The 19,007-nt window shown below is 58.5% G+C and carries 21 protein-coding genes and 3 pseudogenes; 8 read left to right on the top strand and 16 right to left on the bottom strand.

What is annotated here, in order from left to right; genetic code table 11:
• The first annotated feature begins 2 nt into the window (after positions 1 to 2).
• Both IVB54_RS40380 and IVB54_RS40375 read left to right on the top strand, forming a co-directional pair.
• Positions 3 to 404 carry a hypothetical protein gene (locus IVB54_RS40380; RefSeq protein WP_247338169.1) on the top strand — a complete coding sequence of 134 codons (402 nt, stop codon included), beginning with the start codon at positions 3 to 5 and terminating at the stop codon, positions 402 to 404.
• The gene (locus IVB54_RS40375; RefSeq protein WP_247300118.1) at positions 401 to 625 is read left to right on the top strand and encodes a hypothetical protein; all 225 of its coding nucleotides are present in this window, start codon (positions 401 to 403) and stop codon (positions 623 to 625) included. The genes IVB54_RS40380 and IVB54_RS40375 overlap by 4 nt, the downstream gene beginning before the upstream one ends.
• Positions 626 to 664: 39 nt before the next feature.
• Here the strand turns inward: IVB54_RS40375 and IVB54_RS40370 are convergent, their stop codons facing one another.
• The 10 genes from IVB54_RS40370 to bioB all read right to left on the bottom strand — a co-directional run bounded on the left by IVB54_RS40370 (position 665) and on the right by bioB (position 9,713).
• Entirely contained in the window at positions 665 to 1,942 is a 1,278-nt protein-coding gene (locus tag IVB54_RS40370; RefSeq protein WP_247777642.1) for a hypothetical protein, read from the bottom strand.
• A 285-nt stretch (positions 1,943 to 2,227) separates the two neighbouring features.
• Entirely contained in the window at positions 2,228 to 2,860 is a 633-nt protein-coding gene (locus IVB54_RS40365) for a hypothetical protein (RefSeq protein WP_247376587.1), read from the bottom strand.
• Between the two features lie 23 nt (positions 2,861 to 2,883).
• Positions 2,884 to 3,312, bottom strand: a complete 429-nt coding sequence (locus IVB54_RS40360; protein WP_247440633.1) for a hypothetical protein — start codon at positions 3,310 to 3,312, stop codon at positions 2,884 to 2,886.
• Positions 3,313 to 3,401: 89 nt separating this feature from the next.
• A complete protein-coding gene (locus IVB54_RS40355; RefSeq protein ID WP_247300110.1) occupies positions 3,402 to 3,644 on the bottom strand; it encodes a tRNA 5-methylaminomethyl-2-thiouridine synthase in 243 nt (80 codons plus the stop codon).
• A gap of 698 nt (positions 3,645 to 4,342) precedes the next feature.
• Positions 4,343 to 4,537 (bottom strand): hypothetical protein, encoded by a 195-nt coding sequence (locus tag IVB54_RS40350; RefSeq protein ID WP_247300108.1) that lies wholly within the window; start codon positions 4,535 to 4,537, stop codon positions 4,343 to 4,345.
• Between the two features lie 649 nt (positions 4,538 to 5,186).
• Positions 5,187 to 6,449 carry an adenosylmethionine--8-amino-7-oxononanoate transaminase gene (locus IVB54_RS40345; protein WP_247777641.1) on the bottom strand — a complete coding sequence of 421 codons (1,263 nt, stop codon included), beginning with the start codon at positions 6,447 to 6,449 and terminating at the stop codon, positions 5,187 to 5,189.
• Complete coding sequence (gene bioD / locus IVB54_RS40340; RefSeq protein WP_247300104.1) at positions 6,449 to 7,081, bottom strand: dethiobiotin synthase; 633 nt, start codon at positions 7,079 to 7,081, stop codon at positions 6,449 to 6,451. Before bioD ends, IVB54_RS40345 begins: the two co-directional genes overlap by 1 nt.
• Entirely contained in the window at positions 7,078 to 8,232 is a 1,155-nt protein-coding gene (locus IVB54_RS40335) for an 8-amino-7-oxononanoate synthase (RefSeq protein ID WP_247300103.1), read from the bottom strand. The genes bioD and IVB54_RS40335 overlap by 4 nt, the downstream gene beginning before the upstream one ends.
• An 82-nt stretch (positions 8,233 to 8,314) precedes the next feature.
• On the bottom strand, positions 8,315 to 8,668 hold the full coding sequence (gene panD, locus IVB54_RS40330) for an aspartate 1-decarboxylase (RefSeq protein ID WP_247300100.1): 354 nt from the start codon (positions 8,666 to 8,668) through the stop codon (positions 8,315 to 8,317).
• A gap of 49 nt (positions 8,669 to 8,717) precedes the next feature.
• A complete protein-coding gene (bioB, locus tag IVB54_RS40325; protein WP_247368701.1) occupies positions 8,718 to 9,713 on the bottom strand; it encodes a biotin synthase BioB in 996 nt (331 codons plus the stop codon).
• 125 nt (positions 9,714 to 9,838) lie between these two features.
• Between bioB and IVB54_RS40320 the strand changes: the two genes are divergently transcribed.
• The 4 genes from IVB54_RS40320 to IVB54_RS40305 all read left to right on the top strand — a co-directional run bounded on the left by IVB54_RS40320 (position 9,839) and on the right by IVB54_RS40305 (position 13,111).
• On the top strand, positions 9,839 to 10,477 hold the full coding sequence (locus IVB54_RS40320) for a GntR family transcriptional regulator (RefSeq protein WP_247300099.1): 639 nt from the start codon (positions 9,839 to 9,841) through the stop codon (positions 10,475 to 10,477).
• Positions 10,478 to 10,639: 162 nt separating this feature from the next.
• Positions 10,640 to 10,999 (top strand): Dabb family protein, encoded by a 360-nt coding sequence (locus IVB54_RS40315; RefSeq protein WP_247300097.1) that lies wholly within the window; start codon positions 10,640 to 10,642, stop codon positions 10,997 to 10,999.
• Between the two features lie 115 nt (positions 11,000 to 11,114).
• The gene (pabB, locus tag IVB54_RS40310) at positions 11,115 to 12,509 is read left to right on the top strand and encodes an aminodeoxychorismate synthase component I (protein ID WP_247376581.1); all 1,395 of its coding nucleotides are present in this window, start codon (positions 11,115 to 11,117) and stop codon (positions 12,507 to 12,509) included.
• Positions 12,506 to 13,111, top strand: a complete 606-nt coding sequence (locus IVB54_RS40305; protein WP_247282191.1) for an aminodeoxychorismate/anthranilate synthase component II — start codon at positions 12,506 to 12,508, stop codon at positions 13,109 to 13,111. The genes pabB and IVB54_RS40305 overlap by 4 nt, the downstream gene beginning before the upstream one ends.
• A 664-nt stretch (positions 13,112 to 13,775) precedes the next feature.
• On the opposite strand, the pseudogene IVB54_RS40300 reads toward IVB54_RS40305, so the two are convergent.
• The 4 genes and pseudogenes from IVB54_RS40300 to IVB54_RS40290 form a co-directional block, all read right to left on the bottom strand.
• Positions 13,776 to 14,148: pseudogene (locus IVB54_RS40300) on the bottom strand (pantoate--beta-alanine ligase); the annotation flags it as partial.
• Positions 14,149 to 14,168: 20 nt separating this feature from the next.
• Complete coding sequence (locus IVB54_RS41555) at positions 14,169 to 14,300, bottom strand: hypothetical protein (RefSeq protein WP_256465066.1); 132 nt, start codon at positions 14,298 to 14,300, stop codon at positions 14,169 to 14,171.
• Between the two features lie 129 nt (positions 14,301 to 14,429).
• Entirely contained in the window at positions 14,430 to 14,807 is a 378-nt protein-coding gene (locus IVB54_RS40295; RefSeq protein WP_247300091.1) for a hypothetical protein, read from the bottom strand.
• A gap of 567 nt (positions 14,808 to 15,374) precedes the next feature.
• A complete protein-coding gene (locus tag IVB54_RS40290) occupies positions 15,375 to 15,854 on the bottom strand; it encodes a hypothetical protein (protein WP_247452974.1) in 480 nt (159 codons plus the stop codon).
• A 480-nt stretch (positions 15,855 to 16,334) separates the two neighbouring features.
• On the opposite strand from IVB54_RS40290, the gene IVB54_RS40285 reads away from it, so the two are divergent.
• Together IVB54_RS40285 and IVB54_RS40280 are read left to right on the top strand one after the other, a co-directional pair.
• Positions 16,335 to 16,913: a helix-turn-helix transcriptional regulator gene (locus tag IVB54_RS40285; protein WP_247777640.1), complete on the top strand. Its 579-nt coding sequence runs from the start codon at positions 16,335 to 16,337 to the stop codon at positions 16,911 to 16,913.
• Positions 16,906 to 18,129 carry a type II toxin-antitoxin system HipA family toxin gene (locus tag IVB54_RS40280; protein WP_247476699.1) on the top strand — a complete coding sequence of 408 codons (1,224 nt, stop codon included), beginning with the start codon at positions 16,906 to 16,908 and terminating at the stop codon, positions 18,127 to 18,129. Before IVB54_RS40285 ends, IVB54_RS40280 begins: the two co-directional genes overlap by 8 nt.
• A gap of 371 nt (positions 18,130 to 18,500) precedes the next feature.
• On the opposite strand, the pseudogene IVB54_RS40275 reads toward IVB54_RS40280, so the two are convergent.
• Positions 18,501 to 18,772: pseudogene (locus IVB54_RS40275) on the bottom strand (DNA ligase); the annotation flags it as partial.
• Positions 18,772 to 19,006, bottom strand: a pseudogene (locus IVB54_RS40270) (IS3 family transposase); the annotation flags it as partial. The pseudogenes IVB54_RS40275 and IVB54_RS40270, both read right to left, overlap by 1 nt.
• Position 19,007: the final 1 nt, after the last annotated feature.

The following is a 19,007-nucleotide window of genomic DNA, read 5'->3' as shown; positions in this document are numbered from 1 at the left end:
GCTTGCCGAGTTCGAGCAGGCGCTGGCAGACTACTTTAGCGAACCACGGCCAGCGTGCCGAGCTGGCGGATTACCGCGCCAAACCCGGCGCGGTAAAAAAGCTGCGCGATGAGGTGGTGCCTGTTTTGCATCACGTCAAGTTCGTCAAAGCAAAAGGCGACATCCGGTTCGAGCTAAGCAGTGACGTGCCGGATTGCTGGTTGCGCGACAAGCCGAACGCCGCGCCACAGGGTCTTGAGGTCACGGTGGCGCAATCCCGCGAGCAACAGCGGCTCGGCCAGGAGATGAACGAAAAAAGGGAGTGGTTCCGGGATATCTCGGCTTACCGGACGACGCCCCGGAAAAGGTTTTCAAGAAACGCTTGGCGCGGTCTCGCATCATGCACAGTTCGGAAGGCGCGTTGAAGGTCATCGGCAACGGCATCAAGTCTTGCCTTCGCAAGAAGGATCACCCGAAATACGCAGGGCATGATCTGCTGATCGAAGCGCCCTTGCACAGTTTGCCCAACGAACGCTGGAGCCGGATTGAGGAAGATCTGCGTTCGGTGGCCAGCACCTTGCCGTTCCGCGAAATCCACGTCATCAGCGATCACGACAGGTTCCCGTTTGGATTCCGCATCAAATGAGCGCCGGACTTTGTGGCAACGATCCGCACAGCCGGCCGATTAAACGCTGGTCCACAGCGCGTCCAAGCCTGCCTCGTCAGGGCCCGATGTCAGGCTCGATATGTTGCGTCGCATCCGGGAACGGTGTTTCAGGTGTAAAAGGCTAGCTGATCTAACGTGAGGAGGGCCTGGAGCGCGCGCGCCAGCGTGTACGTTTCGGCTGCTGCTGCACCCATGGCCCACGGCATGGCGGGAACTGGCATTGCCCGTGCGTGCTGCAGGATCGAAGTCGGCGAAGGTGTGAGATTTCAGATAATGGGCAAAGGCTGCGGGAAACAACAACGTGTCTGACTGCCCAGCCTTAGCCTCGGCGGAAGCAACCGCAAACTCCAGAAGCTTTTTGATTTTTGCGCCCTTGCCATAAACCTTGCGATAGGCGTCACCCAAAATCCCCTCGATCTCGGTCAAGGCAATTTTGAGCACGGGTATGGCGTCCCCTTCGGCAAAGGACTTCAGCGCCGAGCGCAGAAGCCGTTCCTTGCCCGCAAAGTGCGCCTTCGCCACCCACCGGGTAAACATGCGCTCGATGCGTTCGGCGTCAAACTTCGCAAGGATCGTTGCTTCCGCATCGTCGAGATCGAATCGCGCTTCGCTTGAATTCGCCAGCCCCTGAAACTCAGGCCCGAGAATCTCCACGAACGGAAACCAGCCTGCCGCGATGAGCTGGGAAAAGACGGCTTGATCGGCGATCGCATCGTAGAGATCCCGGTACTTCAGCCTACGGTACAGCGTGCCGAGGTCACGCTGGATATCGGAAACGGAGAAGTCGCCACCCGGATTGAAATCGAAGAAAAGGGCAAAGCGCCAGCCTTCCCGGAAGACGCAAACGACACGATCTCTCTTGCCGATGGCGACAAGGGGAAAGCCCATTCCGGTGACGTCGCCGATGTCATTTTCAAACACCACCGTTCCAGCAGCCATGTTTCGCTTAGCCATGATTTGAAGTGCGACGGCCGCCGCGTCTACCCAAAGGTCGCCCGTGTCGTCGGGACGCACGACCAGCAAGGCGACGTCCGCCCGCTTTAGGTTGACGGTCTGTCCGGATTGCCGCGCCATGTGCTCAATATGATTGCTCAGACCTTCCACCACACGGTGAAAAAAGTGGTCGTCCGAAGTCAGGCTTAGCCGTGTCCAGACCTTGACGGTGTCGCCGCCGCGGGCCGCGTCCGCAGAGACACCATGCAGTTGCAAACCCGATAGCTTGACGGGTGCGGCCAAGTTTCCGGCAAGAATACCGGGGTTGGGGGCACTGTCTTGTTTGGGCTGAGACTCGGTCATGACGACATTGTATCACGGCCCAGGAAGCAGGGTCGACGCGGCCCTCCCCCTGCCAGCTGTGCCGAAGAGCTCACCGACAAACGATCAGCGCATGAGCGGGCCGGCGTCGGCCGTCTGTGAGCTTACCCGCCTTATGGACCGCATATCGAACCTGCTGGGCGATGAGTTTAAAAGCTTGTGCGGGGCTGGCGGAATGCGGTTCGAAGGTGACCCGGTCTGGCGCGTCCGAACGCAAATGGTGGTGTAAAGGGCAGAAATCGACTCACGCCGGACGGGTCGACTCGCCTAAAGTGCCCTCCCGGCAGCCGGGTTTTTCAATCCCAATTTGAGCCAAACGTGGATTTTTCGAATCAACCTTTGCCGCGGGCAAATCTGACATTCGAGGTTGTCGACGATCTTGTCGGGGCCCATGCGCGTGGCCGGCTCAACGGGGCGCCGCAGGTTCGTTATGCCGCGACGGACATGTGCCCGCTGATCGAATTGATGATGGAAGCCAGCAACGGCCGGACCGGGCCGCTTCTGCAAACGCCCTGGCTCGATTCCATCACGCAACTCGATCTCCGAGCGGCCCTCGCCAGCAACCAGAACATCTGGCTCGACGAGACGCGCCGCTGCGGGTTCATGCGCACGACGTTCGATCCACGTGTCGAGGCCGATGACCTTCAGAGGAACCGGTTTCTGATCACGGCGCGGACAGCGGCCGAAGCGGCCGGGCTTCTCAAGCCGGTCGCGCAAAGCCTCGCCGCCGCATTGCGCGAAATGGAATCCAACATTCACGAGCATTCCGGTGCTGCCGCAACGGGCATCCTTGCCTTCCAGGCGCGGCCGTCCTTGTTCGAGTTCGTTGCGGCCGATTGCGGCGCGGGCGTGCTGGCGACACTGCGCGAGGACGAGGAGTTTGCCGAGCTTGACGATCATGGTCTAGCAATGCACGCGGCGCTTCAGGAAAATGTGTCGCGGTATGACCGCTTCACAATGGAATAAAGCTCGCTCAAAGAGAGCGTCATACTTTTCCGGCCTAAGTCCAACAATATGGAACAGCCCTGCGCCACCTGCGAAACGCCGTGAGCCACGGGCTTGTTGTCTTTCACGGCCATGGGCCGCATAGAAGCAATTCGCGCAAGCTGCAAGAAAATTTCATCGAGTTTGGCGACCGCGAGGATGCCGAGAGCCCGCTCAATTGGCAGATACTGATCGAAGGCGTGCATCGACTTCGCATTTTTGAAGATCGCAAATGTCGATCCGGGTCCTGAACTGGACCAGGTGCTGGAGTCAAAACACGGGGACATCAGTCTTGCGAGACGTTTTATGGCGGAAGCAGGAAGCAAATGGAGGCAATTGAGGCAGGGATCGCTTTCGCTCGAGGCCATCGAAGAGTTTTCTGAAAGGCTGATGGTGGTAGGAGAACCCTATTGTTGTGGGCCAGCTCTGCAGCTGAGGTCATCCGGGTCAACATCACTTAGTGTGATAGATCAACCAAAGCAGGAGTGTGAAATGCTTGGGTAGTAATCTCTATAGAATGGATTAGCCGACCCAGATTCATCACTTCAAGCCGACACCCGTCGCCAGGCGTTAGGCTTGCTGCAATATGGCGCGCTATATCAAGAGCAGCTTGCCAAGCCGCATTGTCGTCGAGCAACTCTTCCCCGAGGGTGTCCTGAAACGGGTGGCTGCCGCCGACATTGAAGAAATAGCGTGTCATAGGCTCCCTCACGTTTCTCTTGCTCGAATAGCTACTTACAGCTTGGGGCAGGCCCCTGGAGACAAGGCCGCTCCAGGAAGCCATGTTGGCCGAGAACAGCGCGCCACTGTGCAACGTTCGTTTCCGCCGACGATGGCGAAGTTGGGGGCTTTTGCTACGACAAACAGGGTACGTAACGAACGACCAAATCTCGCTTTCACCTGAGTGTGTCGTCTGGGCTTCAGATTGGAGCGGTTCCTACAAAAAATCCCGCCATTTGACTTTCAACGTGAGCTCCGCTGCTAGAGCCGAACCGACAAGGAGAAGCGACATTCCGAGATTCGCCGAGGTGTTGCTGGACGTGGAGATATGCGCTCTGCGATCGCATGTGTGTTTCCTCTGTGCTGACCGGAACCATATTTCAATGTTGATGAATGCAAAGTGCCGCGCCACGATGCTGAAATCCTGCGTTTGACCGTATGTTCTTCGACGGAATTCAACGGCATCTATTATAGGCGGGAGAGCAGCCTGAGGTGGTCGTCTCTCCACTTGATCGTCGATTCGGCGGCTTTGTCGCGGCAAAAACCGCGCGGTGCGGTTTTGTCATCAAACAGCGCACCAACGTTCGACTAGCTTTCGCGAGAAGCACGAACTCGCCTTCTGCCCTACTCGGACATGGTATCCTCCGCCTACCAGATCTGTACAGTGCGAATCGCTCGCTATAGTTCGCAGGCGTCAACCTCCTCGTCCGAGAACTTCTCGGACTCCAGCTCCAGCCTGTTCTTCGCCCCTTCCAGCTCCCCGATTATGAGGACGTAGTCTTCGAACGTGCTCGACGGGCCGATGTGCGTCTCGATCAACTGCCGCAGCTCGCCCGCGAACTGATACTTGCTGAGGGTCATTCGCTCGACCATGCTGCAATCCCCGTCGCGCTTAAGCCCATCAGAGACGCAACAATAAGCAATAGACTAAGGTAAAGCAGAAGCTGAAAGATCAAGTCACCGTCACGGTCTAACATCATATCTCCCAGCGGCGTTGCCCCATGTTTTGGCTGGGGCACGCTGACTTTGCCAGATCTTGCGCCTTTGCTCCCCAGACATGGTACTCAACTAGTCTCAGTCACATGAGAGCGTTGTCTCGGCTTCACATTTGCGTCGTCTCAGCTTCATATTGGAGCACTTCGGACAATCCATCAATGCAACACGTCCCGTTATCGCGCTCAAATCCTGTTGGATCTCCGGATTCTTCGGTGGATTTCAACGCCTCTACTATTGGCGACCTGCGGTCAGCACTGGTCCTGCTTCGTGATCGTGCCGGGGAGCTCCGCGGCAGCAAGATCAAAAATCTGATGCGGACTGACATCAGGAACTGCAAGCCACCAAGCCGGCTTGCGCTACCGACATGGTCCGTCACTCCCAGGCTTCATTGGTCAATTCCCGGGAAGTCACGGACTTCATTAACGCAAGCGTGCTTTGTACCGGAGAACGTCTTTTGGCCTTCTTTCTGGAATGTTGAGAATCGCTACGAAGGAGGAGCGCGAGTCCGAACTCGAAAAGCGCGCCTTCAAACCAGCGCATCGGCTGCATCGCTGATGCCAGCGTAGATTTCGTCGAGATCTGCCGCGGTGACGCAATAGGGCGGCATCACGTAGATGGTATTGCCGAGCGGGCGCAGCAGCAGATTGCGGTCGTTAAAGAAAGCCTGAAGCTTCGGACCGATGTCCGCCAAATAGCCGCCATCGTTCGTTTTCAAATCAAGCGCTGTGATGGTCCCGGAACGACGAACGTTTTCAAAGCGCGCGTCGGCGCGGAATGGCTCAATTGCCCGTTCTTGCATGGCGGCGAGCGAAGCGGCGCGTTCGCGGGAGTCCCGATGCCACCAAAGATCCAGGTTCGCTTTTGCAGCGGCACAGGCTACCGGATTCGCCGTATATGAACTCGAATGATAAAACGTACGCATACGATCTTTCGAATAATGCGCGTCGAAAATGTGCGCACGGCAGAGCGTAACCGCGAGTGGGAGCGCCCCTCCCGTGAGACCTTTCGAATAGCAAGCGATATCGGGCGTGACATTGGCCTGCTCGCAAGCAAATAGCGATCCGGTGCGGCCCCAGCCGGTCATGACCTCGTCGGCAATGAACAGCACGTCCGACGCCTCACAGATCCGCTTCATCACTGTTAGCACCCAGGCTGGGTACATCAGCATCCCGCCCGCCCCCAATATCAGAGGTTCCACAATAAAGGCGGCTGGCATTTCGTTTCGGCATGCCGACTCGAGCGCAGCGAGTGTCGCCTGCTCACGACCTCTCGCGGGGAACGGGATCGAGGTAACATCGAACAGCAGCGGACGGTACGCCGCGTTGAACACGCCTCTGGCACCAACGGACATCGCCCCAACCGTATCGCCGTGGTAGGAATGTTGCATTACGACAATGCGTCTTCGCTGCTGACCGATATTATGCCAATACCCGAGTGCCATCTTCAAGGCTACTTCGACACTGGTAGAGCCGCTGTCGGAGAAGAAGACATAGTCGAGACCACGGGGTGCGAGCTTCAAAAGTTGCGCAGCAAGCTCCTCAGCCGGATCGTGGGTATAGCCGGCAAAGATGATCTGATTGAGCTTACCGGCTTGTTCCTGAATGGCGCTTACAATATGTGGATGGCAATGACCGTGCGTTACGACCCACCAGGATGAAATGGCATCGATAATACGGCGCCCATCTGCTGTGTGAAGATAAGCACCATCAGCACGTACAACCTTTGTCATTTCGCCTTGAAGCGCGTGTTGCGTGAACGGATGCCAGATCGGCGACTTTGTCTTCGGCATCACGGCTTGAAATCATCAGCACGGAATGAGGCTTGGAATGCGGCCTGCAGCGTGTCTGCCGTGAGGGGAGAAAGCCATGGCAATCGCCCTAGCCAGCGCACCCGCCCCATCTCGCGAATCGCAACCTGAGTCTCAGCATTTCTTTCGCCAATGAAGGCGATCCCAAGAATGCGGATTTCGCGTTTTCGGAGAGCCTCTATCGACAGGAGCGAGTGATTGATGGTGCCCAGCGCAGTGCTTGCGCAAAGCACCACTGGAAGCCGCCATCGCTCGAAGACGTCAATGTAGAGTGTGTCGCCGCTAAGCGGCACCATCAGCCCGCCCGCGCCCTCGATCACCAATGGTCGCTCCCCGGTATCGGGCACATCGAGCAAATCCGCCTCGATGCGAACTCCGTCAAGTTCGGCAGAATGATGGGGAGAAGCGGGGGTCTGAAGGCGGTAGCGTTCCGGCAGGACGCGATCGGCCGAGAGGCCGCCAAGACAAGCGACGACCTCGGTATCGGTCTCTCCCTCGAGACCAGCCTGAATCGGCTTCCAATAGTCCGCTCCGAGGAGATTGGCGAGCCCCGCGGAAAACACCGTCTTTCCAATTCCGGTACCTGTGCCCGTCACGACGATTTTGGCACTCATTGAAGCTCGCCTTTCGTCTCCTCGATCAAGGCATCGAGCATTGCACGCACGTCGTCCTCCCCCACGTTAAGCGTCAGTGAAATTCGCAAGCGGGCCGTGCCCGCCGGCACGGTTGGCGGCCGGATTCCGCGGATATCGAACCCGCGCGCCTGCAATGCAGAGGCGAGCCGCATCGTGCGCGCATTGTCGCCTATGATGCATGGGACAATCTGCGAATCCGAAGGACTTTTCCAACCGCGCTGTCTCATCTCCCGATGCGCGAGCGCGACCAGCTTGGTGAGACGCTGCTGTCGCTCAGGTTCCTGCTGCAGGATCAGTATCGCCTCCCTCACGGCGACAGCCATCAGCGGCGACGGCGCGGTCGCGAAGATGAATGGACGGCAACGATTGACCATAAAGTCTCGCAGCACGCCGGATGCAGTGACGAGCGCGCCGGCCGCGCCCAGCGCCTTGCCGCAGGTATGAACGACCAGCAGATTTTCGCGTCCCTCATAGGGCGCGGTGAGTCCTCGTCCCTGCTCGCCGTAAACGCCTGTTGCGTGGGCCTCATCTACCATCAGGAACGCATCATGCCGGTCGGCGAGCGCGACCATATCCTTGAGAGGCGCAAAGTCGCCGTCCATGCTGTAGAGACTTTCGACCACGATCCAGATCCGGCCCATTCCGCCACCGGCCCGCCAGTCACGAATCGCGCTTTCGACCGACTCGGGATCGTTATGCGCGCTTGTCCGAAAGTCGGCCCGGCCAGCTCGCGCGCCTTCATGAATACTCGCGTGCACCAGGGAATCGAGAACGAGCAAATCGCCCCGCTGCGGCAGCGTTGTCAGGACAGCGAAATTTGCAACATAACCGCCGCCAAAGAAAAGCGCTGTCTCCGCCGCAAAGAAACTTGCAGCTTCTGCTTCGAGACGTTCGTGCTCCTCGCAATTGCCGCGCAAAAGCCGCGACCCGCCGGCACCGATCGGTGTACCGGCCTCGATCGCGTCCAAGACAGCCTTTTTCATGCGCGGTGCGCTCGCCAGCGCGAGATAGTCGTTCGACGCGAAATCGATCCCCGCACGCGGCTTGAGGCCGCGCAGCCGGTCGTCTTCTTTCAGGGCATGCAAGGCTACGACATAATCGGCAACTTTGGTCGCATGGATTGGATTCATTCTTCACTCGGACAGTAGCGATCGATCTTACAAAGGGTCTGATGGCAGCGAAGAACAAGGCTTCAGTTTCGGGCCCTTGGCTTCAGCCTGGCAAGATGCGATTTGCTCGGTCGACCAGCACAACGTGCGGCTTGAAATTGTTTGCTTCGGCTCCATCAAAGGAGGCATATGCAACGATAATAACTTTGTCTCCTGGCATCGCGAGTCGCGCTGCCGCACCATTCAGACCTATGATGCCTGATCCTGGAGGCGCTTCGATCACATAGGTGGCAAACCGCGCTCCGGTATCGATGTTGTAGATTTCAACGCGTTCGTTGATCAAGAATCCAGCAGCATTCAGCAGCGCACCGTCAATCGAAATCGAACCTTCATAGTGCAGGTCGGCTTCGGTGACCGAGGCGCGATGGATTTTGCCTTTCATCAAAGTAATCTGCATTTCTCGCCCAAGCTGGATTTCCGCGCGGCCGCGCGCTGCTCTGATTGATTCAGGCCAGGCTGGACGCGATGCCGAGCCGGTCCAGCAAGTTCGCGTCGCGATCGCGCTGCGGGTTCTTGGTGGTCAAGAGTGTGTCGCCGATGAAGATCGAATTCGCGCCGGCAAAAAAGCACAGCGCCTGCAGTTCATCGGTCATATACTGCCGTCCAGCGGACAACCGGACGACGCTCTTCGGCATCATGATCCGAGCGGTCGCCACCAGGCGGACCAGCGCAAAGGGTTCGGGACGCTCCGCGGTGTCGTTCACGGGCACGCCCTCGACCTCGTTCCACATGTTGATTGGAACGCTCTCTGGATGGCTGGGGAGATTGGCGAGCAGCACGAGCATGCCAAGGCGGTCCTCGACGCGCTCGCCCATGCCGACAATGCCGCCGCTGCACACCTTGATACCGGCCTCTCGAACATGTGCGAGTGTGTCGATGCGATCCTGCAAAGTACGGGTGCTGATGATCTTGCCGTAGAACTCCGGCGAGGTGTCGACGTTGTGATTGTAGAAGTCGAGTCCAGCCTCAAAGAGCTGTATGGCCTGGTTCGGGGTCAGCATGCCGAGCGTGACGCAGGTTTCCATTCCAAGACCTTTGACCGCGCTAACCATATCGCAGACCTGATCGAGATCGCGGTCTTTTGGACTGCGCCAGGCCGCGGCCATGCAGAAGCGGCTCGCGCCGGCATCTTTGGCGCGCTGTGCGCTGGCGACCACATCGGCGCAATCCATCAGGCGGGTCGCTTTCAGACCGGTCTGGTAATGCACGCTCTGGGAGCAGTAGCCGCAATCTTCCGGACAGCCGCCCGTCTTGATGCTGAGCAGGCTTGCGGTTTGGACGTGGTTTGGATCGAAGTTGTCGCGGTGAACGCTTTGCGCCTGAAACATCAGGTCGGCAAACGGCAGGCTGTAGAGCGCTTGGGCCTCGGCGCGCTCCCAGTTACTGCGGAGCTGTGCGCCGATTCTACTGTCGTTCCGTTCTACTCTCCCAGAGGCAATCATTAAGACTTGCGTTCCCATCAATGATTGATCATAGATAATACTGGCGATTATCTATGATCGTTGACCTTCGCCTGATGCTAATCCACACCGCCTGCGAACGCACGCGATTTTTCGGTAGATAATCTATGATGACCGACAGCGAGAGTACGACCGTTGCCTGGCGCATTGCCGAGTCAATCGGAGAGCGCATCATCAGCGGCGCCATCCAGCCAGATGCCCCGCTGCGGCAGGATCATGTCGCGCGGGAGTTCAACTCGAGCCACGTCCCGGTACGCGAGGCTTTTCGGCAATTGGAGGCGCAACATCTTGTCGTCGCTGTGCCCCGTCGCGGCGTTCGGGTTGCCCCGCTTGATACCAATTCAGTGAAAGAGATCGCCGAGATGCGTGCCGCGCTCGAAGTGGTCGCATTGCGCAATGCGGCGCCAAAGTTCACATCCACCCATTTGGCACGAATTGAGCTTGCCCTGATTGAAGGAGACAATGCCCAGACGATTCAGGATTTTGAGATGGCCAACCGCGCCTTTCACCAGGCGCTGGTGGCGCCGTGCGCGATGCCGCGCCTGCTCGCCAGTCTCGACGGACTACAGCTTGCAAATTCGCGATTGGTGTTCGCGATGGCGCGCAATGCTGGGGGGCGACCGCGATCCAATCAGGATCACCGCCTGATTCTGCAGGCACTGCGAGCGCGCAACGTCGATCAAGCCTGCAACCTGCTCTCACGCCACATTCAAACGATTGAGCGCCTTGCCCTTCCCGCGTCCTGACCAGAATGAGATTGGCGGGCTCCGCTTCAGACCGCAGGCCATCGCAAGAGTGTCAAACCCTGTCTGTTTGCCGCGCGAGGCGGCATGTGGCGCTAGCGTTGCAGCGGGCTCGATTCCAAGATAGCTATGCGATCTGCTCGCGATTTTAACCTATGGCCATCCATGATCCGTCACATCGTCTTGTTTACCGCCAAAGATAAGGCCCATATCGACCAAATGATCGAAGGCCTATCGCTTCTCACCACGATCTCGCATGCCCGGCGGCTCGAGATTGCTCGCAATCGCAAGGCCGACCAGTTCGGCAACGATATCGACGTCGTCGTCTATGGTGAGTTCGACAACGAGACGGAACTCGCAGCCTACAAAGCGCATGACCTCTACCAGGAATCGATCAGGCGAGCACGACCGCTGCGCGAGCTGCGCCTCGCGGCCGACTATGACTTATCAACAGATGCGCGTTTCGTCTCAGCGGCAGGCGTAGTCCAACTTAGTCCGCGCATCGCATCCACCGACGGGGCTTAGCCTGACACTCAATCTCGAGAGCTTGCGGCGCTCCGACCAGCGTCGCTCTCGTTGTGGTCGGGATCATATTCGAAGCGTGTCTCACAGCACGCCAGTCGCCGGTGACTCATAGCCGATGCACGTCCGTGAACTACAGTGGATTGAGCCTATCACAGCGGTGCAATGTCTCGCGCATCGACCGCACCTCTCGTTTCTCGATAGCGCAGCAACGCATGAGTTGCTCGGGCGTTACTCATATGTGACCTGCGATCCATTCAGCACCTACATAGTCGCGGGGGGACGGGCGAGTTGCAACGGCGAAGATATCGATGGCGATCCATGGGAAGTTCTTCGCACTCTTCTCGCCAACTATCCGCAAGAGCATCGTCCCGATCTCCCGCCATTTCAGGCAGGCGCGGCTGGCTTCTTCGCTTACGATTTGAACAGGACGCTGGAGCGATTGCCGGCGCCGGCAATCCCCGGTCAGCGTTTGCCCCAATCCATTCTGAATCTTTATGACGTGGTCGTCAGCTACGACCACCGGGACAACAGATGCTGGATCGTCTCGACCGGATGGCCGGAGCAGGATCCCGCACGTCGCGGCGAGCGCGCACGTCGTCGAGCCGATGAGTTCGCAGCCCTGCTTGCCAACCCAAAGTCGCCGCGGATTGTGCTCCCTGCCACAGCGGGTGCATGGAATTCCAACTTCAGCCGTGAAGCATACATTGCGGCGGTACAGCGCGTCATCGACTTGATTCTGGCCGGAGACCTCTTCCAAGCCAACATTGCGCAGCGCTTCACGGCCAGGCTGTCGACTATGTTCGATCCGCTCACCTTCTACCGCCAACTGCGGTCATTGAACCCGGCACCTTTTGGGGCCCTCCTGCGGTATGGCAAGCTGACCATCGCATCGAGCTCGCCTGAACGATTCCTGAAGCTCGACGGAACAAAGGTCGAAACACGACCGATCAAAGGCACGATCGCGCGTTCCGCTGATTCCAACGAAGACAAGCGCCGCGCCAACATGCTCGTTGCGTCCGAAAAGGATCGTGCCGAGAACATTATGATCGTCGACCTCATGCGTAATGATCTATCACGTGTTTGCACTCCACATTCAATCGACGTTCCAGCCCTGTGCGATCTCGAGTCCTATGCCTCAGTGCATCACCTCGTCTCCATCGTTACGGGTACACTTGCGGGAGACGAAGATGCGGTTACGCTACTGCGAGCTTGCTTTCCTGGTGGCTCCATTACGGGGGCGCCCAAGGTGCGATCGATGCAGATAATTACGGAAATCGAGCGTGTGGCGCGAGAGGTCTATTGCGGGGCGATCGGTTTCATCGGCTTCAACGGACAGATGGACACGAACATCGCGATCCGCACTGTAACGATCGACGATGATATGGCTGTGTTTCATGCAGGTAGCGGTATAACGGCGATGTCGGACCCGGCGGCAGAATACGAGGAGACGCTTGCCAAGGCGCAGCGAATCTTTGACGCATTTCGTGCTGAAACATCCGGTGCGCTTTGATTGTCATCATCGACAACTACGACTCCTTCGTCTTCAACATTGCCCGCTATTTCCATAAGCTTGGTGAAGCAACGGAAGTATTCCGGAACGACGCGATGAGCGTGAGCGACCTTGTTGACCTCAAGCCGCGCGCAGTGGTCATCTCCCCCGGTCCGTGCACTCCAATTGAGGCCGGAGTATCTACGGCCGTCGTCCGCGAACTTTCGGGTCGCGTTCCAATTCTCGGCATCTGCCTCGGACACCAGTGTATTGGGAGCGTATTCGGCGGACGGGTGGCGCGTGCACGTCGCCCTATGCACGGTCGGTCCTCGTATGTAACGCATGACGGCCGAGGGCTATTCAGGGAGCTACCGTCGCCACTTTGCGTTGGTCGCTACCATTCTCTTGTTGTTGAGCTCGATGAGTCATGCGCACCGAATCTTACGGTGAGAGCGCGTTCCGACGAGGGCGAGATCATGGCCCTCGCACATCGCTATCAACCAACTTTTGGTGTGCAGTTCCACCCGGAATCGATACTTACCCAAGACGGGCACGTGGTGCTTAAAAACTTCTTGCGACTCGCAGAGACTTATCGCTCGCAGCAGGATAAGACAGCAACGTGAGGTACGTGGGTTGGAGTGGGGCTGCTATCTCGCGAAGCCAACTATTACCCGGCGGCCAGTGCGAGGGCGCTCCGCAGCCCGGAAGGTGGGTGCCGCGCTGCGGAGAACAGCGCGCTATACGTTCGTTTCCGCCGGCCGGCGGGGGGCGCTCAGCGACTCATGGGGCTGGGCTTCGTGCCTCTGCGCTATTTACAACGTTGCGTAGAACAATTTCAGACAGCTGCACAACCAACTGTTTAAGACGCGTAATCTCTTGCTTGCAGCGTTCAAGCTCGCACTGTTCGTCGGTCATGAGCGACATTTCGCGGCGATCTCTATTTGCGGTAACATGATTCATCTAGATGCACCGGAGTTGACGCTGGTCGTCGAGCATGCCCCAAGAGATCGTATGCATTTTCGCAATGAGTGGCGAGCTCACGCCTAAATCCTGCGTTTGACTGCTATCTTCAGGGATTTCATCGCCTCCATCAGAAGCGGCGGGAGACCGATCGATCTGCAACCAACTTGTTCGGTAGTCGCGGTCTGACCGTGCCCCGCGGATTTAATCCAGTTTGAAGTTCGTGCTGGCCCACGACACGGACTGGAGCATGAAGCGCAGCCGCTTTTCGGAACAGCGGATCATAGGGATCTGAAGGAGCATGAGACGGGCGTATCGGGGCAGAGCTCATAGGCAGCTTGGCGCCGCTACGGGGCAGATACGGTCGAGCAATACGTTGTCGATGAGGTGCGTCGAGCCGATGTAGGCTGCCGCGCACAAGGTGGCAGGCCGATGTAGCGGGCTCTCAACTGGCTCGAGCGTATCGGCGTCGAAAAGCTCGAGATATTGCAGGCGGTCGACGGTCTCCAGATATTGTTCGGCGATAACCAGCAGCTCTTTCCCGTCGCGCTCTCCTGCCTGAAACTCAGCGCGCGCCGCGAAGAGGCCACCTCTGATGGCGCCGGCGCGCCGACGTTCTTCCTGGATGAGATACCGGTTGCGACTGCTCATCGCGAGTCCCGTCGGTTTTGCGGATTGTGGGGACCGTGACGATCTCAATTGTGTTTCATTAGTTATTCGTCACCCGCCCTGATGCCGTAGTTGCTTTCCCGTCATGTTCCGAAACATTTCGACGTTGCGCAGCGTGTAGATCAGAATGGCATAGGATTCGTTTTTGGCCTTCTTCTGTTTGCTGCGTGTCGGCAGATTCATGCTCGTCTCCAGCGTCGAAGGCGGCGTTCAACATAGACGACAGGGTCGGCGGTGGACAACCGACGACCCGATCTGCCTTGTTCTGACCCATAATTCCTCCGGGATCCTCTTTCACAACGGGATCCTCTTTCACACAACCCTGAAGAGATCGTGCGCGACCCGCTCCGAGGCCGTACCTCGGATGCGTGTCTTGGCCTCCGCACTGCCGGCGCGCAGCTTGCCACCGACGGCGAGATCGGCAAGTCCGCGAACCGAGAAGGATGTCGCGCCACAGCGGCGGCCGAGCGACTTGATCGACGTCGTCGGCCACCGGATCCACCAATACTCGAGGCAGGCGGGCCTCCCGTCGATATCAGCTGCCACGTACACTTTGCCCGAGAGGTTCACCTCCCAATAGACGTCGACGCTCTGCGACGGTTCGACCCAGACCGTGACCACATCGCTTGCCCGCGATCCAGTCAGCGGCAACATCAAGAGCACGACCAGGCCAAGGATGCTTCGCTTCATAGATTCCACTCCTGTCTCAAGGCGATGCGAGGGGCTGATGGCCCCTCGAACGCGCGGTCGTTAGAGGTCCCGCGGAGGGCGCGGTCTGAAAATCAGCGACCGTCCTTCGGATTTGACATCGAAGAACCGGTCGGATCCCGCGCCGGTGAACACCCGGGATCGCCGGTCGAACGTTGTGACGTCGATGTGGACCGACCGCAGGTTGGGCGGCAGTTCGAAAGTTTCGTCGCGATTCCAGCTCAACTCGCCGGTCCGGGTCGGCCCGTCTTCCTCTCGGGTCTCTGTAGACAGGCAGGCTGATCGAGCAATCGACCCAGGCGTCGTGGGTGCCTAGCCAATTGTCGCGGTTATCGACCCGAGCGAACATTGTGAGCCCATTCTCGGTAATCGACGCGTCTTCAATACCTTCGCAGCGGCCGTGATCGCCACCGCCAGGCAGCAGATGGATGTCCTCGCGCCGCGTAAGGTCGAGACGCCAACCGAGGGCGGCATCGGGTGCTGCAACGGCCCGCGGGACCCGCGAATTCCGTCTGCGGAACTGGCCCAGATCGATGGTACGCGTGTCGGTCATCTCGTTCTTGAGGACGAGTTCGACCTCCGCATAAAAGTCGAATGCCTTCTCTGCGACGTCGCGACGGTCATGATTTCCTCGATGCCCAGAAATTCGAAGCCCAGCTGGCCCTCGGCGCCTACATTGAGCTTGTTCATCAGGCTCGCGGCTTCGTTCCAGATATCGACGAGAGTCTGCAGAGCGGCCGCGGCGCAATACAGATTGCAGTTTTCTTCGGCGGTCAGGGTCTCCTTCTCATGGGCCGTGAGCGCTTCCCGAATGTAGACGAGGTACAAATCGCCAATCAGAGAAGCATTCGTCGTGAAGCGGAACTGGAGCTCTTCGGCCGCGTCGTTCTTGTCGAATGTGGAAGGATCGAACTCCGAAATGTTCGCGCGTGCTCGCTCCTCCTGCTCCCGAAGCTGCCGCATCAAGGGCATGATGCGACGCGGGTACGAATGAAGGGGCACTTCGTCGTGAAGGGTATAGGCCGTCACGAATGCATCCCATTCGAGCTTTGGTGAGAGCCGGATTCCCTCGCGGCGAAGACGCTCGATCTTGTCCTGAAAGTTCGTGATATCTCGACCCGAAGCTCGTGGAGCCGACTGTAGGGGATCCCGCTTGCCTGCCCGAAATAGCCTTCCGTGTCGGCGTACATCGTTCTACCTCCGTGTTCTGCCCGCGGCAGTTTGGCTGGGCTCGCGGAGCCCAATCGGGGTTTTCGCGCGAAAATCCCAAAGTGAGTGTTCCGGTGGGATCGACGGCCGGGAACCGACATGTGGGGCTTCAGAGCCGGCTCACCATGGCGTTCGAGAAATGGAGCTACGTTGTCGCGTCCTTGGTTGTCCTACTTGTTTGATATATTATTATTAACATGACGCCCGTGACGATAAGAATAGTTATCGAGCTTGAAACTGGAGGCATGGCAGTGATATATCATTCTTATCGAAACAATCCTTTGATTAGGATTATATATCATGTCGTATCCGAGCGAAGAGCTTGTCCGGACTGTCCAGGCGAAACGCACGCAAGAGCGCATAAGCCAGCGTGCGTTGGCGGTCCGATCGGGTCTGACCCAGGCGCACATCTCCCAGATAGAGACCGGCCGGGTCGAACCGGGCCTGTCCAGCTTCATCCAGATGGTCCGGGCACTCGACCTCGAGGTCGTACTCGTGCCCAAGAAGCTGCTTCCCGCGGTGGAGGGCATCCTGCGCTCAAACCTCAACGAATTCTCCCTTGAGGAAGGACCCTCAAACCTCTTCGTGAAGGCCGAACGCATCGTTTCCGGACAAAGGAAGCGCCACGGTAGCTCCGCTGCGCTCGACCACATCGCCGAATACTTGCGCTTTCTGAAGCAGGTCCATCTTTCGAAAACTGACCTGAACCTTGTCCAAGACGTCGTCGATACACTGCGAGGCTATCGCGCCGAACCTATCCCCAACCCAGTGCTGGAAAATTCGGCAGGCGTGTTGCAAGGTCTACGCAACCGGATCGCGCATCCCGTAGAAGCCCCCCGCCCGGCCTACGCTCTCGACGAAGAGGATGACGATGCCTGACGTATCGGTCCTGGACGTACGCCTGCACGACAACCCGATCGCGACCCTCACGCTCATACAGGGCGACCGGTCGCTGCTCGCCTTCAACCAGAGCTACATCGACGACGCCGCACGCCCAACATTGAGCCTGTCCTTCAAGGACACGTTCGGAAATCTGCTCACCTCATTCAAACCGTATCAGCAGGTCGTTCCGCCCTTCTTCTCCAATCTTCTGCCGGAGGGACCGCTGCGTCGCTACCTCGCGGAACGCGCGGGCGTGAAGGAAAAGCGCGAATTCTTTCTTCTCTGGATGCTGGGCCGGGACCTCCCGGGCGCCCTGTCAGTCCATCCGGCGGAAGGAGAAGCGTTGCCTTCCCAAGTCGAGGAGGATCTCACACCGGACGAGCGGCAGAACTTGCTGCGCTTCTCGCTCGCGGGCGTGCAGCTGAAGTTCTCCGCGCTCAAGAACGATCCCAAAAACGCCGAGCTGACCATTCCCGTCCAGGGCGTCGGCGGTTCGTGGATAGTCAAGCTTCCGTCCCATCAGTACCCGGGCGTGCCGGAAAACGAATTCTCCATGATGACCCTGGCGAAGGAGATGGGCATGGAAGTGCCCGAGCTCCAACTGATCGACGTCGAGTCGATCAAGGGGCTTCCGGAAGGAATCGGCGAGCTGAAGGGACGTGCGCTCGCCGTCAAGCGGTTCGACCGCTCCGCCGACGGACCGGTCCACATGGAGGACTTCGCGCAGGTATTCGGCGTGTTTCCGGACGAGAAGTACGACAAGGCCAACTACCGGAGCATCGCGCGCGTTCTCGGCATCGAGACCGGCGAAGCCGGCGTTGCCGAGTTTGTCCGACGCCTCGTGTTCAGCACGCTGATCGGAAACGCCGACATGCATCTGAAGAATTGGTCGTTGATCTACCCCGACCGCCGCACGCCCGTCCTGTCCCCCGCCTACGATTTGCTATCTACGATACCCTACATCGCGGACGACAAGATGGCGCTGAACTACTCGCGCACGAAGAAGATGACCGAATTCTCCAAGGACGAGCTCACGCATCTGGCGGCGAAGGCGAAGATCTCGGAAAAGCTGGCCGTCGACACGGCCGCGGAAATCGTCCAGCGCTTCAAGAAGATATGGTCGGAACGCAAGGGCGATCTCCCGCTGGAAAAGAAAGTCGTCGAAGTCGTCGACGCACATGCCGCTTCGATCCCGATCTACAGCGAGCTCTGAGCCGTGGCTTACTTAGCCGGATCGAAGGGCGGCAGCGCTGACATACAACCCCACGCTGGTCATCACTGTCTCTCCCGTTCAATCGGATGGGTCCACGCCACGCCTTCAGGATCGTTTTCGGCAAGCCATGCGCTTGCGGCCTCCTAGGTGGCAAAGACCTTTATCCAATCCACATCGCCGCGCGCCTATGACCATGCTCGTAAATCCAGACAGACTCTTGTCATTGTTGAGCGCCGCCTCGTTGACCTTCTCACGGTCAAACCGATCCTCAGGCGGAAGGTCCATGACAGCGTGGTACGATTCAGCCGGGCTCGTGCGCCGATCACCCGGAGGCTTTCCCGCCCATTCTCTCCATTGGTCGAACGCATCAGTCATCCCAAAACTTTCCTCAATCCCTTGAAGAGCGGATGCCGCACTTTCCTTCGGCGCTCTTGGTCCTGTACTCGATCTGCGCCAGCAATTGCGGTTCACCCCAAATGCCTCGATGCGCGATGCGCTTCGTGTAGGGTTGTGTCTTGCGCATCAGCGGGTTGAGTTTCTTCTGAAGCTCCTTCGCGTCGGCTGGCGAAAAGCCGTGATCAACTTTGCCCGCGTAGATCAGCTCATCGCCCTTGCGGCGACCAAGGTAGAGGCCATCCCATTCTTGTGGTTAATCAGATAGCCCTCCCGCTTGAGCAGAGCATGCAGCCGCCGATAACCGAAGCGGCGATGCTCCTGGGCGATCGCCCGCATGCGCTGGCGAAGGCTGCTATCGTCAGCCCGGGTGGTTTGGTATCTCACGGTGATGCGGCAACAGCCGATGGCTTTACACGCCTGCCGTTGGCCCATCCCGAATGCCTCTCGCAGATGGACGACAGGTCCGCTCCCCCGCGGGCGTT

Source organism: Bradyrhizobium sp. CW1, assembly GCF_023100665.1.
GTDB classification, from domain to species: domain Bacteria; phylum Pseudomonadota; class Alphaproteobacteria; order Rhizobiales; family Xanthobacteraceae; genus Bradyrhizobium; species Bradyrhizobium canariense_D.
This window is presented reverse-complemented; position numbering and strand designations above follow the sequence as displayed.